Here is a 19,872-nt window from a genome sequence, read left to right as displayed (position 1 = left end):
AACCAGGGGACAAGCATGAATTACATGAATTTCGGCAGGCCAGGGCGTGGTGCCGGCGTTGTCTGCGGCGCATCGGCCATGGCGCTGGGTCTGGCGATTACTTTGGCCGCCTGCGGCGGTGGTGGCTCGGACAGCAAGGGTTGCAGCAGCATCGATCCCGACCGCAACAGCAACCTGCCGGGCTGCCCGGCGGCGCCGACAACGGCGGCCACCGTGGCCCTGAGCCTGCTTGGCGCCGATGGCGCCGCCGCTACTTCGGTGGCGCCCGATCGCAATGCCACGCTGCGCGCCGTGATCAGGAATGCCAGTGGCACGGTGCTGCCGAATGTGCTGCTGACGGTGACCAGCAGCGACAAGACCGCTACCTTCACGCCTGATTCTGCCAGTGCGCTCAGCGACGCCAATGGTGTGGCGACCATCGTGCTGAAAGCCGGTAGCCAGAGCGGCGCCTTCCTGCTGACTGCCAGCGCTACCGTCAACGGCACGGCGATCACCTCGACCCTCAATTACAGCGCGGCGTTCCCGACCCTGACCTTGGGCGCCCTGAACGTGGCGCCAGCAACCCTGTCGGCAGGTGGCACGGCCGGCCTGAGCGTGGCAGTGATGAATGGCACGGCCTTGTATGCACCGGTGCAGTCGGTGGCATTCAGCTCACCCTGTGCGACTGCCGGCAAGGCCACCATCAGCAGCCCCGTCAACACCGTCAATGGCGTGGCCAGCACCTCGTATATTGACAAGGGCTGCGGCGCGGCTGACGTGATCACGGCCAGCATCATGTTCAACAACACCACCATCAGCCAGGCCGGGACCCTGACGGTGCAGACGGCCAGCGCCGGCCAGATCAGCTTTGTCTCGGCGCTGCCGCAAAACATCGCCCTGAAAGGCACCGGCGGCGCCGGCCGGCAGGAATCGTCCGTGGTCAGCTTCAAGGTGCTTGACCGCAACGGCAACACGGTCAGCGGCCAACTGGTCGACTTTGCGCTCAATACCGCTGCTGGCGGCCTGACGCTCAATCCTGCCCAATCGACCAGCGGCGCCGACGGCAGCGTCAGCACCACGGTGGCTTCCGGCACGGTCAATACGCCGGTGCGGGTGACGGCCAGGCTGCAGGGCACAACGCTGTCAACCGTGTCGGATCAACTGGTGGTGTCGACCGGTATCCCTGAGCAAAACAGCTTCACGCTCAGCAGTTCGATGTTCAATACGGAAGGGGGCAGCTTTGCCGGTTGCCCGGCGCCCAATGGTGCGATCATTACCGCGCGCCTCGGTGATCATTTCCACAATCCGGTGCCGGACGGCACGGCGGTCAGCTTTACGGCCGAAGGTGGCACTATCGACGCTTCCTGCCTGACGGGACTGGAAAGCACCACCCTGACCAACGGTACCGTGATCACCCAAAAAGGTACGCCGGGTTCCTGCACGGTACGTTTTTGTGCCGGCAATCCCTACCCGTCGGACGGTCGTGCGACCATCCTGGCCTATGCGCTGGGCGAAGAAAGCTTTGTCGACGCGAATGGCAACAATCTGTTCGAAACGGGCGAGGCCTATACAGACCTGGGCGAGCCGTTCCGCAATGACCGCGCGATTACGGGCGAGAATGCCGACTTCCGCGACGACGCCTACAGCACCGGCAATGCCACGCGCGCCAGTGGCGAGCCGTATATCGATTCGAACGGCAGCGGCGCCTGGAACGCCACTGGTGACGCGCAATACAACGGTGTACTGCGCGCCGCCTCCAGCGTCAATACCACGGCTGCCAATACCGTGCATGTGCGCCGGGCCCTGGTGCAGGTATTGTCGACCAGCGATGCGCGCATCACGCCGCTGGCCAGCGCGCCGATTGCGCTTGACCAGTGCGTCGATGGCACGCCGTTTCAAAACGCGCCGCGCCTCTTTCCGATTGCCATCCGTGACAGCAATCAGACAGTGTTCCCGATCAACCGTGCGGCAGTGACCGGCCGGCCGGTCGACTTGCCCGGCAATCCGCTGCCGGCCGGCACGACGATCACCTTCTCGACCACCAATGGCACCATTATCAGCGGCAACAGCTTCACCGTGCCGAACATCGACAGCGCCAGCTCCGCCAACTGGATCTATCCGCTGCAGATGATCAGCGACGTGACCCAGGTCGGCACCGCGTGCCAGCCTAACACCACGCGCAATGGCTTGCTGACAGTGATGGTGCGCACGCCGTCCGGCATCGTTACCGCCGCTTCCTACAACGTCACCGACTGACGCTGATACTGCGGGCGAAAAAAAAGCTGCCGGGGTAACCTGGCAGCTTTTTTTACATCAGATGCGATGAGGATCAGGCAAACGGCGCCAGCAGGCTGACCATCTGGCCAAACACTTTCGGGCTGGCGGCGATCACGTCGCCCTTGTACAGGTAGTCCGACTCGCCGGAGAATTCACCGACGATGCCGCCCGATTCGGTGATCATCAGCGCGCCGGCGGCGATGTCCCAAGGCTTCAGGCCTTTCTGGTAGAAGCCGTCGAGGCGGCCGCAAGCGACATAGGCCAGGTCCAGCGCGGCCGAGCCGGCGCTGCGCACGCCCTGGCTGCGTTCACCCATGATGGCGTACATTTTCAGGTATTCGTCGAGCGCGCGCGGGCCGGCGCCGTGGCCGGTGCCCAGCATGGCGTTGGAAACGCGGTCGAGTTTCGTTACGCGGATGCGTTTTTCATTCAGGAAAGCGCCGGCGCCCTTGCTGGCCGTAAACAGATCGTTGCGCACCGGGTCGTAGATCACGGCTTGCGTGACGATGCCGCGCTGGGCCAGCGCCAGCGAGATGCAGTATTGCGGGAAGCCGTGGATAAAGTTGGTGGTGCCATCGATCGGGTCGATGATCCACTGGAATTCATTCTCGTCGTGCGAGTTGGCGGAAGCGCCCGATTCCTCACCCAGGAACGCGTGGTCCGGGTAGGCCTTGGACAGCACCTCGATGATGGCTTGTTCGGCCGCCTGGTCGACGTCGGTGACGAAATCGTTATGTTGTTTTTCCGTGACGACGACGCGGTCGAGGTCGAAAGACGCGCGGTTGATGACGGTGGCGGCGCGGCGGGCGGCCTTGATGGCCGTGTTGAGCATTGGGTGCATGTGAGCTTCCGTTAAAAGCACGCGAGCGCCCGGCAGTACCGGTTTGTACTGGAGCGCAGGAGTGCAAGAATGAATTAAAGAGCAAAGCGGTGGCGAAGTGGTTAAAATCCCGGCCTGGCGTCAGCGTTTTGTGACGTCGTCCCCGACATTTCCTGTATCGATACCGCGCAATGGCGCTATTTTAAATGAATCTGCCCGAAATCAATACGTCTCTTTTCAAACGCCTCCGATTTATTCTGGTCGAGACCAGCCGTGCCGGCAATATCGGCGCCGTCGCGCGGGCCATGAAAACGATGGGCTTTTCCGACCTGGTGCTGGTCAACCCGCGCTTTGCCGACGCTTTGAGCGACCCGGAAGCGGTGGCCTTTGCCAGCGGCGCGCAGGATATTTTGTCCGGCGCGCGCATCGTCGGCTCGATCGCCGAAGCGCTGGAAGGGTGCAACTACGCGGCCGCCGTGTCGGCCCGCCTGCGCGAATTTTCGCCGCCCGTCACTGCGCCGCGCGCGATTGCCGCCCAACTGGCCGCCGGCACCGAGCTGCATGCCGCCGTGATTTTCGGCAACGAGCGCTTCGGCCTGCCCAACGAGATCGTCGAGCAGTGCAATGTGCTGATCAATATCCCCGCCAATGCCGAGTATTCGTCGCTGAACCTGTCGCAGGCGGCGCAGGTGATCGCCTATGAATGCCGGGTGGCGGCGCTCGGTGACGAGCAGGTCGCCAGCGCGGTCGGATTTCATGGCGACGCCGCCAGCCTGGCCCAGGTCGACGGCATGTATGTGCATTTGCAGGAAGCGCTGGTGGCCATCGATTTCCTCGACGCCGACAATCCGAAAAAGCTGATGCCGCGCCTCAAGCGCCTGTTTTCTCGCACCGGGCTCGAAACGGAAGAAGTCAATATCCTGCGCGGCATTGCCCGCCATATCCTGGTGATGGCGAAAAAGCCGCGATGATCGAAACGCGGCTGTTGCGCCAGTTTATCGCGGTGGCCGAGGAGCTGAACTTCCGGCGCGCCGCCGAACGGCTGCACATGGCCCAGCCGCCGCTGTCGCAGGCGATATTGCGGCTCGAAGAGCAGCTGGGCTATTCCGTATTCGAGCGTAGCAACCGCAAGGTCAGCCTGACGGCCGCTGGCACGGCCTTTCTCGCCACCGCCAGGCAGGTGCTGGCGACCCTGGAAGAGGGCGTGGCCGAAACCCGGCGCGTGGCGCAGGGCAGCGCCGGCCACGTGCGCCTGGGGTTTATCCAGATCACGCCGTATGCGCACGTGCTCGATGCCTTGCGCCAGTTCCGCCTTGATTTTCCTGACGTGCAGTTGACATTGCGCGAGGCGCCGACCCAGGAACTGGTGGAGCTGCTCGAAGCGGGTCAACTCGATGTCGCGCTGTTGCGCGCAGCGGGGCGCAGCACGCCGGCGCTGGCGTTCGAGCGCTTGTCCAGCGAAGCGATCATGGCGGCGCTGCCGGCCGGCCACCGGCTGGCGGGGCGGCAGACAGTAGCCTTGACCGAGTTGCAAAACGACGACTTTGTTGCCTCGCCGCGCGCGCTGGGGCAGGGCTTTCACGATCAGTTGGCCAGCCTGTGCCTGCATGCCGGTTTCGCGCCCAATGTGGTACAGCAGGCAAGGCGCTTGCAAACGGTGGCCGGCCTGGTGGCGGCCGGCTTTGGCGTGGCGCTGCTGCCGGCCAGCCTGGCTTTCACGCTGCCGGCGGCAGCCGTGATGCTGCCCCTGCTGACCGACGCGCCCGAGCAGCTGGTCCGGCTGGATCTTTGGATGGCCTGGAATGCGCAGCAGGCCTTGCCGGTGCGCGAGCCCTTGCTGGCCCGGCTGCGCCAGTCGGCCAGCGCACAATAAGACATTTACAGTCTCAATCCGAGACAAACAAACTATTTTACAGATGGTCCGGCAGGCGCCAGCATGGTGGTTTCTTGTATCGAGGAGCCCTCATGCCCACCGCCATCTACCTGCTGTCGCTGTGCAGCTTTGCTTTCGGTTTGTCCGAGTTTGTCGCCGCCGGGCTGCTCTCGGGCATGGCGCGCGACCTGCACGCCAGCGTGGCGGCCACAGGCGCAGTGATTGCCGCCTATGCGCTGGGCGCGGCCATCGGCGCACCGGTCCTGACGGCGCTGCTGGCGCGCTTTTCCGACAAAATTGTTTTGACCGCCACCATGCTGGTGCTTGCTGCAGGCAGCGTAGCCATGGCAGCTGCGCCGGGCCTGGTTTCCTTGCTGCTGGTGCGTTTTTTGGTCGGTCTCGCGCACGGCGTCTTTATGGCCGTGGCGTCGAACGCCGCCACCAGCCTGGTCGAACCGGCGCGTTCGGGACGGGCCCTGTCCATCGTGTGGCTGGGCCTGACCCTGGCGCTGGCCTGCGGCGTGCCGCTGGGAACCTGGCTCGGTGCGTTATGGTCCTGGCGCGCCGTGTTTGCGGCGATTGCCGCGCTGGCGCTGGCCGGCGCCATGGGATTGCCGTGGGCCATGCCGGCGGCCCGCAAACCTGCGCAAGCGATGTCCGCGCTGGCCAGCCTGCGCGCCTTGCTGCAGCCGGCCCTGCTGCTGGCGGCCAGTATCGCGGCGCTGGTCAGCGTCGCCACCTTCAGCTTTTTTACCTATATCTCGCCATTTCTGTTGCAGGTCAGTGGCCTGGACGCGCACTGGCTGGGTGCGGCCATGCTGAGCTTTGGCGTATGCGCCATCGGCGGCAACCTGCTCGGTGGCCATCTTGCCGATGGCTTGCACGCACGCGGCTGGAGCTTGCTGGCGCTGGCCGCGCTGGCCTTCAATCTGCTGGGGTTTTATGTGCTGCGTACCCAGGCGCTGGCGATGCTGGCGCTGTGCGGCAGCCTGGGCCTGCTGTTCTTTGCCATCGTCACCCTCTCGACCATGCGCCTGCTGAACCTGGCCAAGCGGCTCAATCCAGGCGTGGCGGCGGTGGCCGCCGGCCTCAATATCGCGTCGTTCAACCTGGGCACGGCGGCCGGCGGGCTGCTCGGTGGCGCACTGATCGCCGGTTGGGGGCTATCGGTGATTAGCCTGGGCGGGACGATGGCGGCGCTGCTGGCCATGCTGCTGCTGTGGCGTACAAGTTAGACCCTGCGCTCCAGTTTTTTGCTCACTGCGGATCGTGCTCCTGGCGTACACTGGCCGGAAAAAATATCGGTCAACAGGAGATGCATCACCATGCAACGCAGATCGTTTTTCAAGTTTGGCCTGCTGGGCGCGTGCAGCGTGGCGGCCGGCGGCGCCGTGTACCGGCTGGCGCGCGGACCGGCGCCCCTGCGCCGTTTTGAACTCGATGGCGAGGCGCGCGCGGCGCTGTCCGCCATCGTGCCGGCCATGCTGGGCAGCGCCCTGCCGCCGGGCGCGCCGGCGCTGGCGCGCGCTGTCGACGGCGTGCGCACGGCGATACACGGCTTGCCGCTGGCACAGCAGGGCGAAGTACAGGACCTGTTTGGCCTGCTGGCGCTGGCGCCGGCGCGCCGCTTTGTCGCCGGCGTCGACGACGGCTGGCGCAATGCCGATCCGCGCCAGATGGCGGCTTTCCTGCAAGGCTGGCGCCTGCACCGCCTTGCCACCCTGCAGACGGCCTACCTGGCCTTGCACGATTTGATCCTGGGTGCCTGGTATGCCGACAGCGCCAGCTGGGCCGCCATCGGCTATCCGGGTCCGATGCCCGAGCTGTCATGAAGGCGCAAGCATGAATTCACCCATACCTGATCCGATCACTGCCGGCCTGGCCGCCGGCTGGCAAGTCACCGACGCATCTTCCTTGCAAACCAATCGCACGCTGGAGGCCGACGTGGTGATCATCGGCAGCGGCGCCGGCGGCGGCATCACGGCCGAACTGCTGGCGCGCGCCGGCCTGGCGGTGCTGATCGTCGAGGAGGGCGGCTTGAAGTCGTCGAAAGACTTCAAGATGCGCGAAGCCGACGCCTACCCCGCGCTGTACCAGGAGTCCGCCGCCCGCAAGACGCGCGACAAGGCCATCAATATCTTGCAGGGGCGCACCGTGGGCGGCTCGACCACCGTCAACTGGACCTCAAGCTTTCGCACCCCGCCCGGCACGCTGGCGCACTGGCAGTCGCATCACGGCCTGGCCGGCTACACGGTGGCGTCGATGGCGCCGTGGTTCGCGCTGGTCGAGCGGCGCCTGCATGTCGGCGACTGGCCGGTGCCGCCCAATGAAAACAACGATTTGCTGCGGCGCGGCGCGCAGGCCCTGGGCATACCGACGGCCGCCATACGGCGCAATGTCAACGGCTGCTGGAACCTCGGCTACTGCGGCATGGGCTGCCCCACCAACGCCAAGCAGTCGATGCTGGTCACCACCATTCCTGCTGCGCTGCAATTGGGTGCACGTCTGCTCACGCATGCGCGCGCGGAACGCTTTGTGCTGCAGGGCGAGCGCATTTCCAGCCTGCAGGTGACGGCGCTCGATGCCACCGGCCAGGCTGCTACCGGAATCGAGCTGACTGTGCGCGCCAGACACTTCGTGCTGGCCGGCGGCGCCATCAATACACCGGCCCTGCTGCTGCGTTCAAACGCGCCCGACCCGCATGCCTTGCTGGGCCGGCGCACCTTTTTGCACCCGACCGTGATCAGTGCTGCGTTGTTCCAGCAACGAGTCGACGCCTATGCGGGTGCGCCGCAAACGATCTATTCCGACCATTTCCTGCACACGGCCCCGATCGATGGCGCGATCGGCTACAAGCTCGAAGCACCGCCCCTGCATCCGCTGCTGATGGCCACCACCATGGGCGGCTTTGGCGATGAACATGCGCAGACCATGCGCCAGTTTGCTCACGTGCACGGCTTGCTGGCGCTGCTGCGCGACGGCTTTCACGAAGACGCTGCCGGCGGCGCGGTCAGCCTCGACAGCCATGGCAACCCGGTGCTCGATTATCCATTGACGCCGTTCATCTGGGACGGCGTGCGCCGCGCGCTGCTGTCCATGGCCGAGATACAGTTTGCCGCCGGCGCGCGCAGCGTCTATCCGGTGCATGAAATGGCGCGCCATTACACCAGCTGGACGCAGGCGCGGCAGGCCATCGACGCCTTGCCGTACCAGGCCTTGCTGGCGCGGGTGGTGTCGGCCCATGTGATGGGCGGCTGCGCCATGTCGGACGACCCGCGCCTCGGTGTGTGCGATGCGCAAGGACGCTACCGGGGCCTGGCGAATTTGTCGGTGCACGACGGTTCGCTGTTCCCCACCTCGATCGGCGCCAATCCGCAATTGTCGATCTATGCGCTGGCCGCACGCCTGGCCAGCAGCCTGGCGCAGGAGCTGACGGGCAAGGTCTCGCCTGGCTTCGGCGCGGACATGGCGGCACTGGCATGATCGCGCGCGCCTTGTGCTGGCTGATGCTGCTGCAAGTGCTGGCCGCTGTTGGCCTGGCGTGGCTGCTGTGGCAGGCTGGTGTAAGCCAAGCCTTGCCGGCGCTGTTGCTGGGCGTGCTGGGGGTGCTGCTGGTGCGCGCGCTGATCGTGGCGCGCAATTTCTGGCATAGCCGTCGTTACGTCGTCGATCCGGTGCCGCAGCCCTTGGGAGCGCCGGCGGCGGCGCGCCTGTTCGCGGGCGAACTGGGCGCCAATCTGCGCACCTCGTCCTGGGGCATGCTGCGCCCGCGCCTGAGCAAACCCGCCGCGCCGGCGCAGCGCCTGCTGCCGGTGCTGCTGATCCATGGTTATGTGTGCAACCGTGGTTTCTGGGCGCCGTTGAGCGGCCAGCTGGCGCACGCCGGCGTGGTGCACGGCGCGGTCGACCTGGAGCCGATCAACGCCGGCATCGACGACTTCATACCGGCCGTCAATCAGGCGATCGAAACACTGTTGGCGGACGCTGGCGCGCAGCAGGTGATTATCGTCGCGCACAGCATGGGTGGACTGGTGGCGCGTGCATATTTGCGCCGGCATGGCAGCGCGCGCGTGGCGCGCGTGATCACCGTGGGCACGCCGCACCATGGCACGGCGCTGGCCAACCTGGCGGTCGGCAGCAATGCGCGCCAGATGAGCCGGCCCGGCGGCCAGCCGAACGCCTGGCTGGCGCAACTGGACGCGCACGAGTCGGCGCAGACACGCGCCCTGTTTACCTCGATCTATTCGCAGCACGACAATATCGTCGCGCCGCAGGATTCGGCGCGGCTGCCCGGCGCGCGCAATATTGCCCATGCCGGCCTCGGTCATGTGGCGCTGGCCTCGGACCGGCGCGTGTTGCGCCAGGTGCTGTCTGAAATCACTATCGTTTCGGAAGTCGGTGCTGCGGCTTTTGCGCCTGACAAAGGCTGAGCTCGCCAGCCTTTTATCAAGTTGGCAAGGGTGTCGTTTTTGACGCATTTGTTGCCCATTTTTAATAGCTTGCCCCTCACAAAAACCTGTTTTCCAACGGCTACTTGGTTTAAGCTGGCAGCTGTCGCGCGCGCTCGGCGAGTGTGTCGAACCGGAACGGGTATAGTGAAATCGACGCCAGCCGATTTATACTGAGAATGTCGGCACCCTATTGTAGGATTGTCATGCAGGCCAGGCTGTGGATGTGCGCTGGAACGCACAGAACGCCGGGCAAGTTAAGGGTATTAATAGTGAAATGTTACTTAGGTGGGAGTGCTAATTGTCCGCACGTATCCTGATTATTGAAGATAACGCCACCAATATGGAATTGATGGTGTATCTGCTGCGCGCCTTCGGCTATACGCCGCTGGCCGCCTACGATGGCGAAGAGGGCGTGCGCATGGCGCGCAGCGAAGTGCCCGACCTGATCATCTGCGACGTCCACCTGCCCAAGCTCGATGGCTATGGCGTGGTGGCCGAACTGAAGAAAGATCCGCTGTTGCGCAAGATTCCCGCGCTGGCCGTCACCGCGCTGGCGATGGTGGGCGACCGCGAGCGCCTGCTCGAAGCGGGCTTCAACGGCTATATCGGCAAACCGATCGAACCCGACCTGTTCGTGGCGGAGCTAGAATCTTTTTTACCCGGGGCGCCGTCGACGCCAGTTAAAAACGACATCTCCACTATCCTGATCGTTGACGATCATGTGCTCAACCGCGAATTCCTGACGGCCCTGCTGGGCTACAGCGGCCACCGCCTGCTGGAAGCGGCCAACGGTGTCGAGGGCCTTGACATCATGCGCACCGAGCGGCCGGACCTGATCATCTCCGACATCCTGATGCCCAATATGGATGGCTACGAATTCGTCACGCGCGTGCATGAAAACCCCGTGCTGGCCGACGTGCCGATCATTTTTTACACGGCCACCTACCGCGAGCAGGAAGCCATCCTGCTGGCGCAAGCCTGCGGCGTGCGCTGGGTGCTGCCCAAGCCGTCGGACCCCGAAGTGATCGTGCGCACGGTGAATGAAGCACTGGGTCTGGTGGCGCCGGCGGCGCAGGCCAGCGCCATGCCGCGCGCGGCCGGCGCGTTGGAAAGCGGCAAGCTGGCCGGCATCGAGCAGCATGTCAGCGGCTACCTTGACGAACTCGAATCGAGCCGCCAGCAGATCTCGCAGCTGGCCGGGCAGGGCGATGGCAGCACGCCGGTGCCGGAAGACCTGGCGATCATGACCGAGCGATTATCGCGCTCGCTGTCGAGCCTGCAGGCAGTCAGCCTGCGCCTGACGGCCCTGATTGAACTGGGCATGGACCTCGGCGCAGAACGCGATCCGCGCGCGCTGATCGCGGCAGGCTGCAAGGTGGCGCAAAACATTTGCGTGGCACGCTATGCCTGCATCGGCGTGCTGGAAGAAGGCGCCGACAAGCTCAGTTATTTTTCCTCGTGCGGCACTGAAAAGAACATCGACCAGATCGCCGCCACGCCGCGCGTGGGCGTGCTGTCGCGCCTGCTGGAGCAGCAGCAAGCGCACCGCGTCAATGGCCTGAAGGGCGATCCCGCCGCGCTGGGCCTGCCCGGCACGCATCCGCCCGTGCATTCTTTTCTTGGCGTGGCGATCGCCTCGCGCGAGCGCGTGCACGGCTGGCTGTACCTGGTCGACAAACTGGGTGCAAACGAGTTTTCGGAAGTCGACGAGCGTGTTGCCGCCACCGTTGCCGCGCAGATCGCGGTGGCCTACGACAACCTGTTGCTGTACGACGAAATCAAGCGCCACCACGAGCAGCTGACGCTGGACATGGCGGCCCGCATCCGCCTCGACGAAGACCTGCGCCGCTTTCGCCTGGCGATGGACGCCACCGCCGACGCCATCTTCCTGGTCGACCGCGCCGGCGCCTGCTTTGTCGACGTCAACCAGACGGCCTGCCGCATGCTCGGCTTCGAGCGCGAAGACTTCCTGCAGGTCGGCCCGGGCCGCGCGCACGACGGCCAGTCGCAGCTCGACGAGCTGTATGAAAAACTGCTGGCCGGCGAGCAGGGCGCGCCGATGGCCGAACTGCAGCTGCACCGCAAGGACGGTACGCCCTTGTCGGTCGAAGTGCAGAGGCGCACCCTGCGTTCGGGCCAGAGCTGGATCCTGGTGGCGGTGGCGCGCGACATCACCGAGCGCAAGGACGCCGAGCAGCGCCTGCTGAAACTGGCTCATTTCGACACCCTCACGGGTTTGCCGAACCGCAGCCAGTTCTACGATTCGCTGACCCATGCGCTGGCTCAGGCGCAGGAACATCAATGGTCGGTGGCGGTGCTGTTTCTCGATGTCGACCGCTTCAAGAACGTCAACGACACCCTGGGCCACACCATCGGCGACGAGCTGCTGCGCCAGTTTTCCAGCCGCCTGGTCGATTGCCTGCGCGTGCGCGACACCATCGGCCGCTTCGGCGGCGATGAATTTGCCGCCATCCTGATCCTGCCCGACGGCGCCCAGCATTCGGTGGTGGTGGTCGACAAGATCCGCGAAGCGATGCGTAAACCATTCGATTTGCAGGGCCATGAAGTGACGGTCACGGCCAGCATCGGCATCGCTGTCTATCCCGAAGATGCGACGCACGCCGACACCCTGATCCAGTACGCCGATACCGCCATGTACCGCGCCAAGGAAGCGGGGCGCGACGCGTTCCGCTTCTTCACGGCCGAAATGAACGCCCAGTCGATGGCGCGGCTGGACATGGAAAACGCCTTGCGGCGCGCCATCGACAACGAAGAATTCGTCCTGTTTTTCCAGCCCAAGGTGCATATCGGCTCGGGCCGGGTCAGCGGCGCCGAGGTGCTGATACGCTGGCGCCGGCCCGGCCACGGCATGGTGTCGCCGGCCGTGTTCATTCCGCTGCTCGAAGAAACCGGGTTGATCGTGCGGGTTGGCAACTGGGTGCTGGACCAGGCCTGCCGCAAGATCGCCGACTGGTGTTCCAGCAGCATCGGCCCGGTGCACCTGTCGGTAAATGTCTCGGGCATCCAGTTCTTCGTCGGCGGGCTGGAAGAAGAAGTCCTGCGCGCCATCCGCAAGCACGATATCGCCCCCGATTTGCTGGAACTGGAATTGACGGAAAGTTCATTGATGTCGAATGCCGAGGAAACCATTGCCGTGCTGCGCAACCTGAAAGCGCTGGGCATCCAGATTTCCATCGACGATTTCGGCACCGGCTACTCCAGCCTGGCTTATCTGAAACGCTTTCCGATCGACAAACTCAAGATCGACATCGCCTTTGTGCGCGAAGTCACCAGCAACCCCGACGACGCGGCCATCGTGCTGGCCATTATCAGCATGGCCCACAGCATGAAGCTGCAGGTGATTGCCGAAGGCGTTGAAAACGATGCCCAGCTGGCCTACCTGCGCCGCCATGGCTGCGATGAAATGCAGGGCTATTATTTCAGCCGCCCGGTGGCACAGGAAGAATTCGAACAGATGCTGATGAAGGGCAAGCAGCTGCAGGCGCCGCGCGACGCCGGCAGCGAAGCGCAGCAAACGCTGCTGATCGTCGATGACGATGTGTTCATGCTCGACGTGCTGAGCGACTTCCTGTCCCAGGATGGCTACCGCATCTTCACCGCCCAGACGGCGGCCGAAGGTTTCGACATCCTGGCGCGCCACCAGGTACAGGTCATTCTTTGCGACCAGTGCATGCCGGCCATGAGCGGCACCGAATTCATGGAGCGGGTCAAGCACCTGTGCCCGGACACCTTCCGCATCATGCTGTCGGCGTATGCCGACCTGACGCCGATCATGGCGGCGATCAACCGCGGCGCCGTCGACCGCTTCTATACCAAGCCCTGGAAGGGCGCCGTGCTGCGCGAAAATATCCGCGAAGGCTTCCGCTTGCATGGCTTGCTGCACGGCCCGGTACAGGCGGCCGCCTGAGCTTCCGGGCTTCTCGGTGTGCTGGCGCACCGAACGGCGCATTCAGTCACCCGCGTTTGTTTCTGGCCTCTAGAATCGAGAGCAAGGCCTTACATCACACGGGAGCGGGCAATGACAAAAAAATTGAAGCACGATAGCGCTGACGTCATGCCGGCGTCGGCGCGGCAGATCTGGCAAGCCAGCCTGGGCGCGTTTGCGCGGGCGCAAGAGGAGGGCGGGCGCATGCTGGCCAGCCTGGCCCGCGATGGCGCGCCCTTGCCGCCGGGCCAGGATGCGGCGCTGCTGGAGGGCGGTGCCGCGCACGACCGCCTCGAACAGGTATTCGAAGAGCGCGTGGCGCGTGCGCTGGCCGCCATCGGCGTACCCACGCAAGCCGAACTGGCGGCGCTGCGTGAACAAGTCGAGCAACTGGGCCGCCAGGTGGCAAGCTTGTCGGGCGGCGCCGCCAAGCCCGCCAAAAAGGCGCTGGGCAAGAAAAAAGCGGTGGCCGGCAAGCCGGGCTAGCGGGCGTCGTGGCCTGGCGCGGGGTGTTTCGCCGGGGCTATCTTCGGTGGTATGCTTGGGGCAGAACAAAGAGAGATTGCCCGCCATGCTACAAAAAGCACCACGCCGTACCCGCGAACGCATCCTGGAATTGTCGCTGCGCCTGTTTAACGAGTTTGGTGAACCGAATATCACCACCACCGTGATTGCGGAAGAGATGAACATCTCGCCCGGCAACCTGTATTACCACTTCCGCAACAAGGACGATATCGTCAATTCGATCTTTGTCCAGTTCGAGGCGGAAATCGAACGCATACTGACGGTGCCCAGCGGCCGGCGCTCGAATATCGAGGATGTCTGGCTGTACTTGCACCTGATGTTCGAGCTGATCTGGCGCTACCGCTTCTTCTACCGCGACCTGAACGACTTGCTGTCGCGCAACCGCAAGCTGGAACTGCATTTCAAGCTGATCCTCGCGCACAAGATCAAGGTGGCCACGCAGCTGTGCGAAGACTTGCGCAGCGAGCAGTCGCTGGTCGCTTCGGACATGGAAATCGGCGCCATGGCGACCAATATGGTGGTGGTTGCCACGTACTGGCTGTCGTATGAATATGTGCGCAATCCGCGCAAGTACAGTGAACAGCAGTCGATGTCCGATGCGCTGGCGCGCGGCTGCTACCAGGTGCTGTCGCTGATCGGCCCCTACCTGCGCAATGACACCCATCTGCTGTTCCGTAAGCTGTCGGAAGAATACCTGACTACACTGCAAGATGGTGGACGGCTGACCGACGGCGCGATTTGATCAAGGAGACCGTGATGGCTTGGAAACAATTTCCATATTCCGACAATGCTTATGTATATACCCCCCTGTCATTGGAAACGGCCTGGCAGCGCCTGCATGCGGGCGATGTCGAGCCGTTTCCGGTGCAGGAGGCGCTGGTGCAGGCCTGGATCGCCTACCATGCCGGCGACTTCGAGCGTGCCGCAAAACTGGGCCTGGCCATGGGCGTGCCCGGCTACAGCGTGGCGCACAAGGCCACTTGCATGGTTGCCACCCATTTGGAACCGGACGAGGGCGCCAGGCTGGCCCTGTTCGAGGAAGTGGCGGAACGCTGCGAGCGCCAGCAGGCCGAGCAGCCGGACAATCCGGCCGGCTTTTACTGGCACGCCTACAGCCTGGGCCGCTATGCGCTGGGCATTTCGGTCGTCAAGGCGCTGGCCCAGGGCATGGGCGCCAAGGTGCGTAACAGCCTGAACCGTACCGTGACCCTGGCGCCGCTGCATGCCGATGCGCATATCGCCTTCGGCATCTACCACACGGAAATCATCGACAAGGTGGGCGCCATGATAGGTTCGCTCAGCTATGGCGCCAGCAAGGACGATGGCTACCAGCACTTCAGGACGGCGCTGGCCCTGAACCCCGCCTCGGCCTCGGCGCGCAGCGAATACGCGCGTGCCTTGTACATGCTCGATGGAAATAAAAAGCTGGCCGAAGTGATGGCCTTGCATGAACAGGCCGCCGAGTGTGTGGCGGTCGATGCGAAAGAGCGTCTCGAAGTCGAGGCGGCTATTGATGAACTGAAGAAATGAGGATCCCGTGATCAAGGCTTTATGTGTGTACTGTGGCGCCAATGCCGGCGTCACGCCCCAATATGCCGTGGCGGCGCGCGAACTGGCGCGCGTGCTGGTGTCGGAAAATATCGCGCTGGTGTATGGCGGTGGCAATGTGGGCCTGATGGGCGTGATTGCCGATGAAGTGCTGCGCCTGGGCGGCGAGGTGACGGGCGTGATCCCGACCGCGCTGGTGGAACGCGAAGTGGGCCATACGGGCCTGACGCGCCAGTTCGTGGTGAAGGACATGCATGAACGCAAGGCCATGATGGCCAGCCTGTCCGATGCCTTTATTGCCATGCCGGGCGGCTACGGCACCCTGGAAGAACTGTTTGAAATGCTTACCTGGGCCCAGCTGGGCATCCATGCCAAGCCGATCGGCCTGTTGAACGTCGACCATTTTTATGATGGCTTGATCAGCTTCGTGCAAAATGGCCGCGAGCAGGGTTTCGTGCGGCCGCAGCATGCCGCCTTCCTCAATGCCGACGCCGATCCGGCCGCGCTGGTACAGCGCCTGAAAGACTGCGCGCCCTGACCCTGTCGTCGTTGTGCCGGCAAGCAAGCCATGCACCGTCAGGCGCATGGCTTTTTTATTTCCGTGTGGAAAATTAAGCAGGCTTGACGCTGCAACCGCAGGTTCAGGGTTGTAAGATGGGGACAAAATACGTGCTATTTTGAAAATAAAAATGATTTTTAGACACGAATGTGTTTTACTGACGGTTATCAAGCGAGCCGTGCCGTTTTAATGTCTTGCCGGCGCTCCAACCATGGCGCCCATCTGTTCAATATCGGCCACGATCTCGCTGCTTCATTTCCCCAAAGGTAAATATCTTGAAAACTCTGACCATCTTGCGCAGCACGGCTGTCGCCGCCGTGTTCGCCGCTGGCGCGTCCCAGGCCCAAGCCCAGGCCCAGCTATCCGTAATCACTTTCAATACGCTGGAGCTTTCCGGCTTTGGCGGTAGCGTGCTCGATTCCTACACGGAAGCGGGCTATAAAATCGACAACAACCTGTTTTACGGTATGAGTTCTCCTGCCCAGAACACGATTGCCTACGCCGGTTCGGCGGGTTTGACGGCCGCTGCCCTGTCGACCACCACCATGACGCGCACGGACGGCGCCGCCTTCTCGCTCGACAAGATCAGCCTGGCCAATTACATCAGCGGCCTGCCCGGTGCGTACGACGTGACCTTTGTCGGCACCAAGGCCGGTGGCGGCACCGTCAGCCAGACGTTCACGGTGGGCAGCAGCAACAATTTCAACAACGACTTCAGCAACTACACCTTTACCGGTTTCAGCAAGCTGGTGTCGGCCTCGTGGCAGCAGGGCTTGTTTCATACCTACCAGGTCGACAATATCGGCGCCTCCGTCAGCGCCGTACCCGAGCCTGGCACCTACGCCATGCTGCTGGCCGGCCTGGGCTTGCTGGGCTTTATGCGCCGCCGCAAGAACGCGGCCTGAGCCGCCGCAACGCCATGAAAAAAACCGGCCCGCCATTTTTACGTTTGTACACCACCATACGCATTGACATGCGTCGGACAGCTTGACTGAACGGCATTACGCTGACAGCGGCTTTTTCATGACCACAGCCGCTGGCCGGAAATGTCGAGCTGCGTCAGGTACAGGCGTACGTCGAATTCGTACTGGTGGTACTGCGGTTCCATATATGTACACAGCTTGTAGAAAGCCTTGTCGTGCTGTTTTTCTTTCACGTGCGCCAGTTCATGCACGGCGATCATGCGCAGGAATTCCAGCGGCACTTCCTTGAACATGGTGGCGACGCGGATTTCGTGCTTGGCCTTCAGCTTGCCGCCCTGCACCCTTGAAATGGACGTGTGCAAGCCCAGCGCATGCTGTATCACATGGATCTTGCTGTCGAACGCCACCTTGTTGATGGGCTCGGCGTTGCGCAGAAATTCATTCTTCAAGTCTTGCACATACTGGTACAGCGCCTTGTCGTTACGCACATCGTGCGCTCGCGGATAGCGTTTTTGCAGCACCTCGCCCAGCTTGTCCTGGGCGATCAGCTGCTGTACTTTCGATAGCGTTTGTTCGGAATAGGCGCTCAGGTATTTCAGGGCAGGCATCGGCAAGAGGTGGCGGATCGGTCGAGGCGAGAATGTACCACACTGTGCTGGTCGTCACAGCGATGGACCGCCCGGCCATGCCGCCACCGCCTCAGCTATCGCCTTCGTCCTTGCTGCCTTGCCGGTTCGATTTCTGCGCTGTCTTGCCGCTGCGGCTATCGCTGTCGCGATTGGCCGATTGGCGGCTTTCGCCCCCCTTGCGGCCGATTTCGGCCATATGTTCGCGGTTGCGGCTGACCGCCTCGCCACCTTTTTGTCCGGCCCGGCGTGCTTCTTCCGAGTCGAATTCGTGGGCCGTGCCTTTCTGGTGCGCAGCCTGGCCACCCTTGCTGGCGATTTCGCGCTGCTGTGCTTCGCTCATGGCGGCGAAGCCGCGCTTGCCGCTGCCTTTCTGGCTGGCCTGGCCTTCGCTTTTCTGGCTGCTGCCAGCGCTCTTGCCTTGTTCGTTGCCTGGTTCGCTGCCCTGTTCATTACCTTGCTTGGTCGCCATGCTGTTCTCCTTGTTGTCGTTGCCGGTGTGAGGGATGGATGCGTGGTGGTGGTTCAGTGTACTGGTGGATGCACGTTTTAAAACCAGTAAAAGGATAGACGCCACGGATGGCGCCAGGTTCCGCGCCGGCATCAGGTTTTTGGCGCCGCAGGTGGCTGCCAGCTTCAAAAAAACCCGGCATTTGCGGTAGATCAAAGGATGGGGCGATCATGATGCGGGCCATGCCGGCTTGGAAAATGCTGAGAAAGTGGCCCAGCCGTGCGACAATACCGGCCTCGCGGCAGTGCGGCCCAGCGCCGTCTGCCGTGCCTTTCGCGCACAGGCGCGAGTTTCATTGACTGCTTGTTTATCTGCCTTTTCGCGACCATGACGCATCCTGAATACATCCTGACCCTGTCCTGCCTGGACCAGCGCGGCATCGTGCATCGCGTATCGGGCTTCCTGGCCGAGCATGGCTGCAACATCATCGATTCGGCCCAGTTCGGCGACCAGGAGTCGCAGCTGTTCTTCATGCGCGTGCACTTTGCGCTGGAAGACGCGGCCATCAGCGACAGCGCGCTGCGCGCCGATTTCGCGGCGTTATCGGAAACCATGCAACTGAATGGTCAACTGCACGACGCGCATGCCAAGCCGCGCGTAATGCTGATGGTGTCGAAGATCGGCCATTGCCTGAACGACCTGCTGTTCCGCTACAAAAGCGGTTTGCTGAACGTGGAAATTCCCGCCATCGTGTCGAACCACATGGAGTTTTACCAGCTGGCGGCCAGCTACAATATCCCGTTCCATCACCTGCCGCTGGCGGCCGGCGCGCCGGAGTCGGCCAAGCTGGCGCAGGAAGCGAAAATCATCGAGCTGCTCGACGCCCACAAGATCGACCTGGTGGTGCTGGCGCGCTACATGCAGATACTGTCGCCTGGCCTGTGCCAGGCGCTCGACGGGCGCGCCATCAATATCCATCACTCTTTCCTGCCCAGCTTCAAGGGCGCCAAACCGTATGCCCAGGCGCATCACCGCGGCGTCAAGCTGATCGGCGCGACGGCCCATTTCGTCACCGGCGACCTCGACGAAGGCCCGATCATCGAACAGGACGTCGAACGGGTCGACCATGCGATGGACGCGGAAACGCTGACGGCGATCGGCCGCGACGTCGAATGCGTGGTGCTGGCGCGCGCCGTGAAATGGTTCGTCGAACACCGCATCTTGAAAAATGGCAACAAGACCGTCGTCTTCCGCTGATCTCCAACTTCCCTGACCCCGACACAATGGCACTCAAAGCAACGATATTCAAAGCCGATCTGCAGATCGCCGACATGGACCGCAATTACTACCAGGATCACGCGCTGACCCTGGCCCGCCATCCGTCGGAAACCGACGAGCGCATGATGGTGCGCCTGCTGGCGTTCGCCATCCACGCCGACGAGGCGCTGACGTTTACCAAGGGCCTGTTCGATACCGAAGAGCCTGACCTGTGGCAGAAAGACCTGACGGGCGCAATCCAGCTGTGGATCGAAGTGGGCCAGCCCGATGAAAAACGCATCCTGAAGGCTTGCGGGCGGTCCGAACAGGTGATTGTCTACAGCTATGGCGCGACCAGCCATATCTGGTGGAAGCAGATCGCCAACAAGCTCGAACGGGCGAAAAACCTGACCGTCATTAATCTGCCGTCGGATGCGGCGCAGGACATGAGCAAGCTGGCGCAGCGCAACATGCAGCTGCAATGCACGATCCAGGATGGCCAGATCTGGCTGACCGACAGCGTCAATACGGTGCTGATCGACCGTGAACCGGTCAAGCCGGCGCGCTGATCCTGCCGGTTCGCCGAATGTGAAAGCCCTCAGGGATGTGGTAATGCCGTTCGGTTAAGCTGTCCGAC

Annotated in this window: 19 protein-coding genes; 15 read left to right on the top strand and 4 right to left on the bottom strand. The window is 63.2% G+C overall.

What is annotated here, in order from left to right:
• Positions 1 to 15: 15 nt before the first annotated feature.
• The gene (locus AC0Z42_RS26800; protein WP_485471113.1) at positions 16 to 2,235 is read left to right on the top strand and encodes a hypothetical protein; all 2,220 of its coding nucleotides are present in this window, start codon (positions 16 to 18) and stop codon (positions 2,233 to 2,235) included.
• Positions 2,236 to 2,308: 73 nt separating this feature from the next.
• Here AC0Z42_RS26800 and AC0Z42_RS26795 read toward each other — a convergent pair whose 3' ends face one another.
• Positions 2,309 to 3,088: an inositol monophosphatase family protein gene (locus AC0Z42_RS26795; RefSeq protein WP_094446063.1), complete on the bottom strand. Its 780-nt coding sequence runs from the start codon at positions 3,086 to 3,088 to the stop codon at positions 2,309 to 2,311.
• A gap of 194 nt (positions 3,089 to 3,282) precedes the next feature.
• Between AC0Z42_RS26795 and AC0Z42_RS26790 the strand changes: the two genes are divergently transcribed.
• From AC0Z42_RS26790 to AC0Z42_RS26735, 12 genes are all read left to right on the top strand, one after another.
• Positions 3,283 to 4,047 carry an RNA methyltransferase gene (locus tag AC0Z42_RS26790; protein WP_485471112.1) on the top strand — a complete coding sequence of 255 codons (765 nt, stop codon included), beginning with the start codon at positions 3,283 to 3,285 and terminating at the stop codon, positions 4,045 to 4,047.
• The gene (locus AC0Z42_RS26785) at positions 4,044 to 4,949 is read left to right on the top strand and encodes a LysR substrate-binding domain-containing protein (RefSeq protein WP_485471111.1); all 906 of its coding nucleotides are present in this window, start codon (positions 4,044 to 4,046) and stop codon (positions 4,947 to 4,949) included. The genes AC0Z42_RS26790 and AC0Z42_RS26785 overlap by 4 nt, the downstream gene beginning before the upstream one ends.
• A gap of 92 nt (positions 4,950 to 5,041) precedes the next feature.
• Positions 5,042 to 6,184, top strand: a complete 1,143-nt coding sequence (locus AC0Z42_RS26780; protein ID WP_485471110.1) for an MFS transporter — start codon at positions 5,042 to 5,044, stop codon at positions 6,182 to 6,184.
• A 90-nt stretch (positions 6,185 to 6,274) separates the two neighbouring features.
• Positions 6,275 to 6,781, top strand: a complete 507-nt coding sequence (locus AC0Z42_RS26775) for a hypothetical protein (protein ID WP_485471109.1) — start codon at positions 6,275 to 6,277, stop codon at positions 6,779 to 6,781.
• Between the two features lie 10 nt (positions 6,782 to 6,791).
• Positions 6,792 to 8,432, top strand: coding sequence for a GMC family oxidoreductase (locus AC0Z42_RS26770; RefSeq protein ID WP_485471108.1), 1,641 nt, complete (start codon positions 6,792 to 6,794; stop codon positions 8,430 to 8,432).
• A complete protein-coding gene (locus tag AC0Z42_RS26765) occupies positions 8,429 to 9,379 on the top strand; it encodes an esterase/lipase family protein (protein WP_485471107.1) in 951 nt (316 codons plus the stop codon). The genes AC0Z42_RS26770 and AC0Z42_RS26765 overlap by 4 nt, the downstream gene beginning before the upstream one ends.
• A 319-nt stretch (positions 9,380 to 9,698) precedes the next feature.
• Positions 9,699 to 13,328 (top strand): EAL domain-containing protein, encoded by a 3,630-nt coding sequence (locus AC0Z42_RS26760; protein WP_485471106.1) that lies wholly within the window; start codon positions 9,699 to 9,701, stop codon positions 13,326 to 13,328.
• A gap of 111 nt (positions 13,329 to 13,439) precedes the next feature.
• Positions 13,440 to 13,832 (top strand): phasin family protein, encoded by a 393-nt coding sequence (locus AC0Z42_RS26755; RefSeq protein ID WP_485471105.1) that lies wholly within the window; start codon positions 13,440 to 13,442, stop codon positions 13,830 to 13,832.
• A gap of 85 nt (positions 13,833 to 13,917) precedes the next feature.
• The gene (locus AC0Z42_RS26750) at positions 13,918 to 14,613 is read left to right on the top strand and encodes a TetR/AcrR family transcriptional regulator (protein WP_485471104.1); all 696 of its coding nucleotides are present in this window, start codon (positions 13,918 to 13,920) and stop codon (positions 14,611 to 14,613) included.
• A gap of 14 nt (positions 14,614 to 14,627) precedes the next feature.
• Positions 14,628 to 15,401, top strand: coding sequence for a hypothetical protein (locus AC0Z42_RS26745; protein WP_485471103.1), 774 nt, complete (start codon positions 14,628 to 14,630; stop codon positions 15,399 to 15,401).
• Between the two features lie 10 nt (positions 15,402 to 15,411).
• Positions 15,412 to 15,957 carry an LOG family protein gene (locus AC0Z42_RS26740; protein ID WP_485471163.1) on the top strand — a complete coding sequence of 182 codons (546 nt, stop codon included), beginning with the start codon at positions 15,412 to 15,414 and terminating at the stop codon, positions 15,955 to 15,957.
• A 296-nt stretch (positions 15,958 to 16,253) separates the two neighbouring features.
• Complete coding sequence (locus AC0Z42_RS26735) at positions 16,254 to 16,883, top strand: PEP-CTERM sorting domain-containing protein (protein WP_485471102.1); 630 nt, start codon at positions 16,254 to 16,256, stop codon at positions 16,881 to 16,883.
• Between the two features lie 116 nt (positions 16,884 to 16,999).
• On the opposite strand, the gene AC0Z42_RS26730 is transcribed toward AC0Z42_RS26735, so the two are convergent.
• The 3 genes from AC0Z42_RS26730 to AC0Z42_RS26720 form a co-directional block, all read right to left on the bottom strand.
• Positions 17,000 to 17,509 carry a YgjP-like metallopeptidase domain-containing protein gene (locus AC0Z42_RS26730; RefSeq protein ID WP_485471101.1) on the bottom strand — a complete coding sequence of 170 codons (510 nt, stop codon included), beginning with the start codon at positions 17,507 to 17,509 and terminating at the stop codon, positions 17,000 to 17,002.
• 91 nt (positions 17,510 to 17,600) lie between these two features.
• Entirely contained in the window at positions 17,601 to 17,999 is a 399-nt protein-coding gene (locus AC0Z42_RS26725; protein WP_485471100.1) for a KGG domain-containing protein, read from the bottom strand.
• Positions 17,980 to 18,210: a hypothetical protein gene (locus AC0Z42_RS26720; protein ID WP_485471099.1), complete on the bottom strand. Its 231-nt coding sequence runs from the start codon at positions 18,208 to 18,210 to the stop codon at positions 17,980 to 17,982. The genes AC0Z42_RS26725 and AC0Z42_RS26720 overlap by 20 nt, the downstream gene beginning before the upstream one ends.
• Positions 18,211 to 18,365: 155 nt before the next feature.
• Here AC0Z42_RS26720 and purU point away from each other — a divergent pair, with 155 nt between their 5' ends.
• Both purU and AC0Z42_RS26710 read left to right on the top strand, forming a co-directional pair.
• The gene (gene purU / locus AC0Z42_RS26715) at positions 18,366 to 19,235 is read left to right on the top strand and encodes a formyltetrahydrofolate deformylase (RefSeq protein WP_485471098.1); all 870 of its coding nucleotides are present in this window, start codon (positions 18,366 to 18,368) and stop codon (positions 19,233 to 19,235) included.
• 26 nt (positions 19,236 to 19,261) lie between these two features.
• Complete coding sequence (locus AC0Z42_RS26710) at positions 19,262 to 19,804, top strand: YaeQ family protein (protein WP_485471097.1); 543 nt, start codon at positions 19,262 to 19,264, stop codon at positions 19,802 to 19,804.
• Positions 19,805 to 19,872: the final 68 nt, after the last annotated feature.

The sequence above is a fragment of the Janthinobacterium sp. 1L-D-8-B-C4 genome (assembly GCF_057291295.1).
The sequence above is the reverse complement of the archived record's forward strand: the minus strand, read 5'-3'. Positions and strand labels throughout refer to the sequence as shown.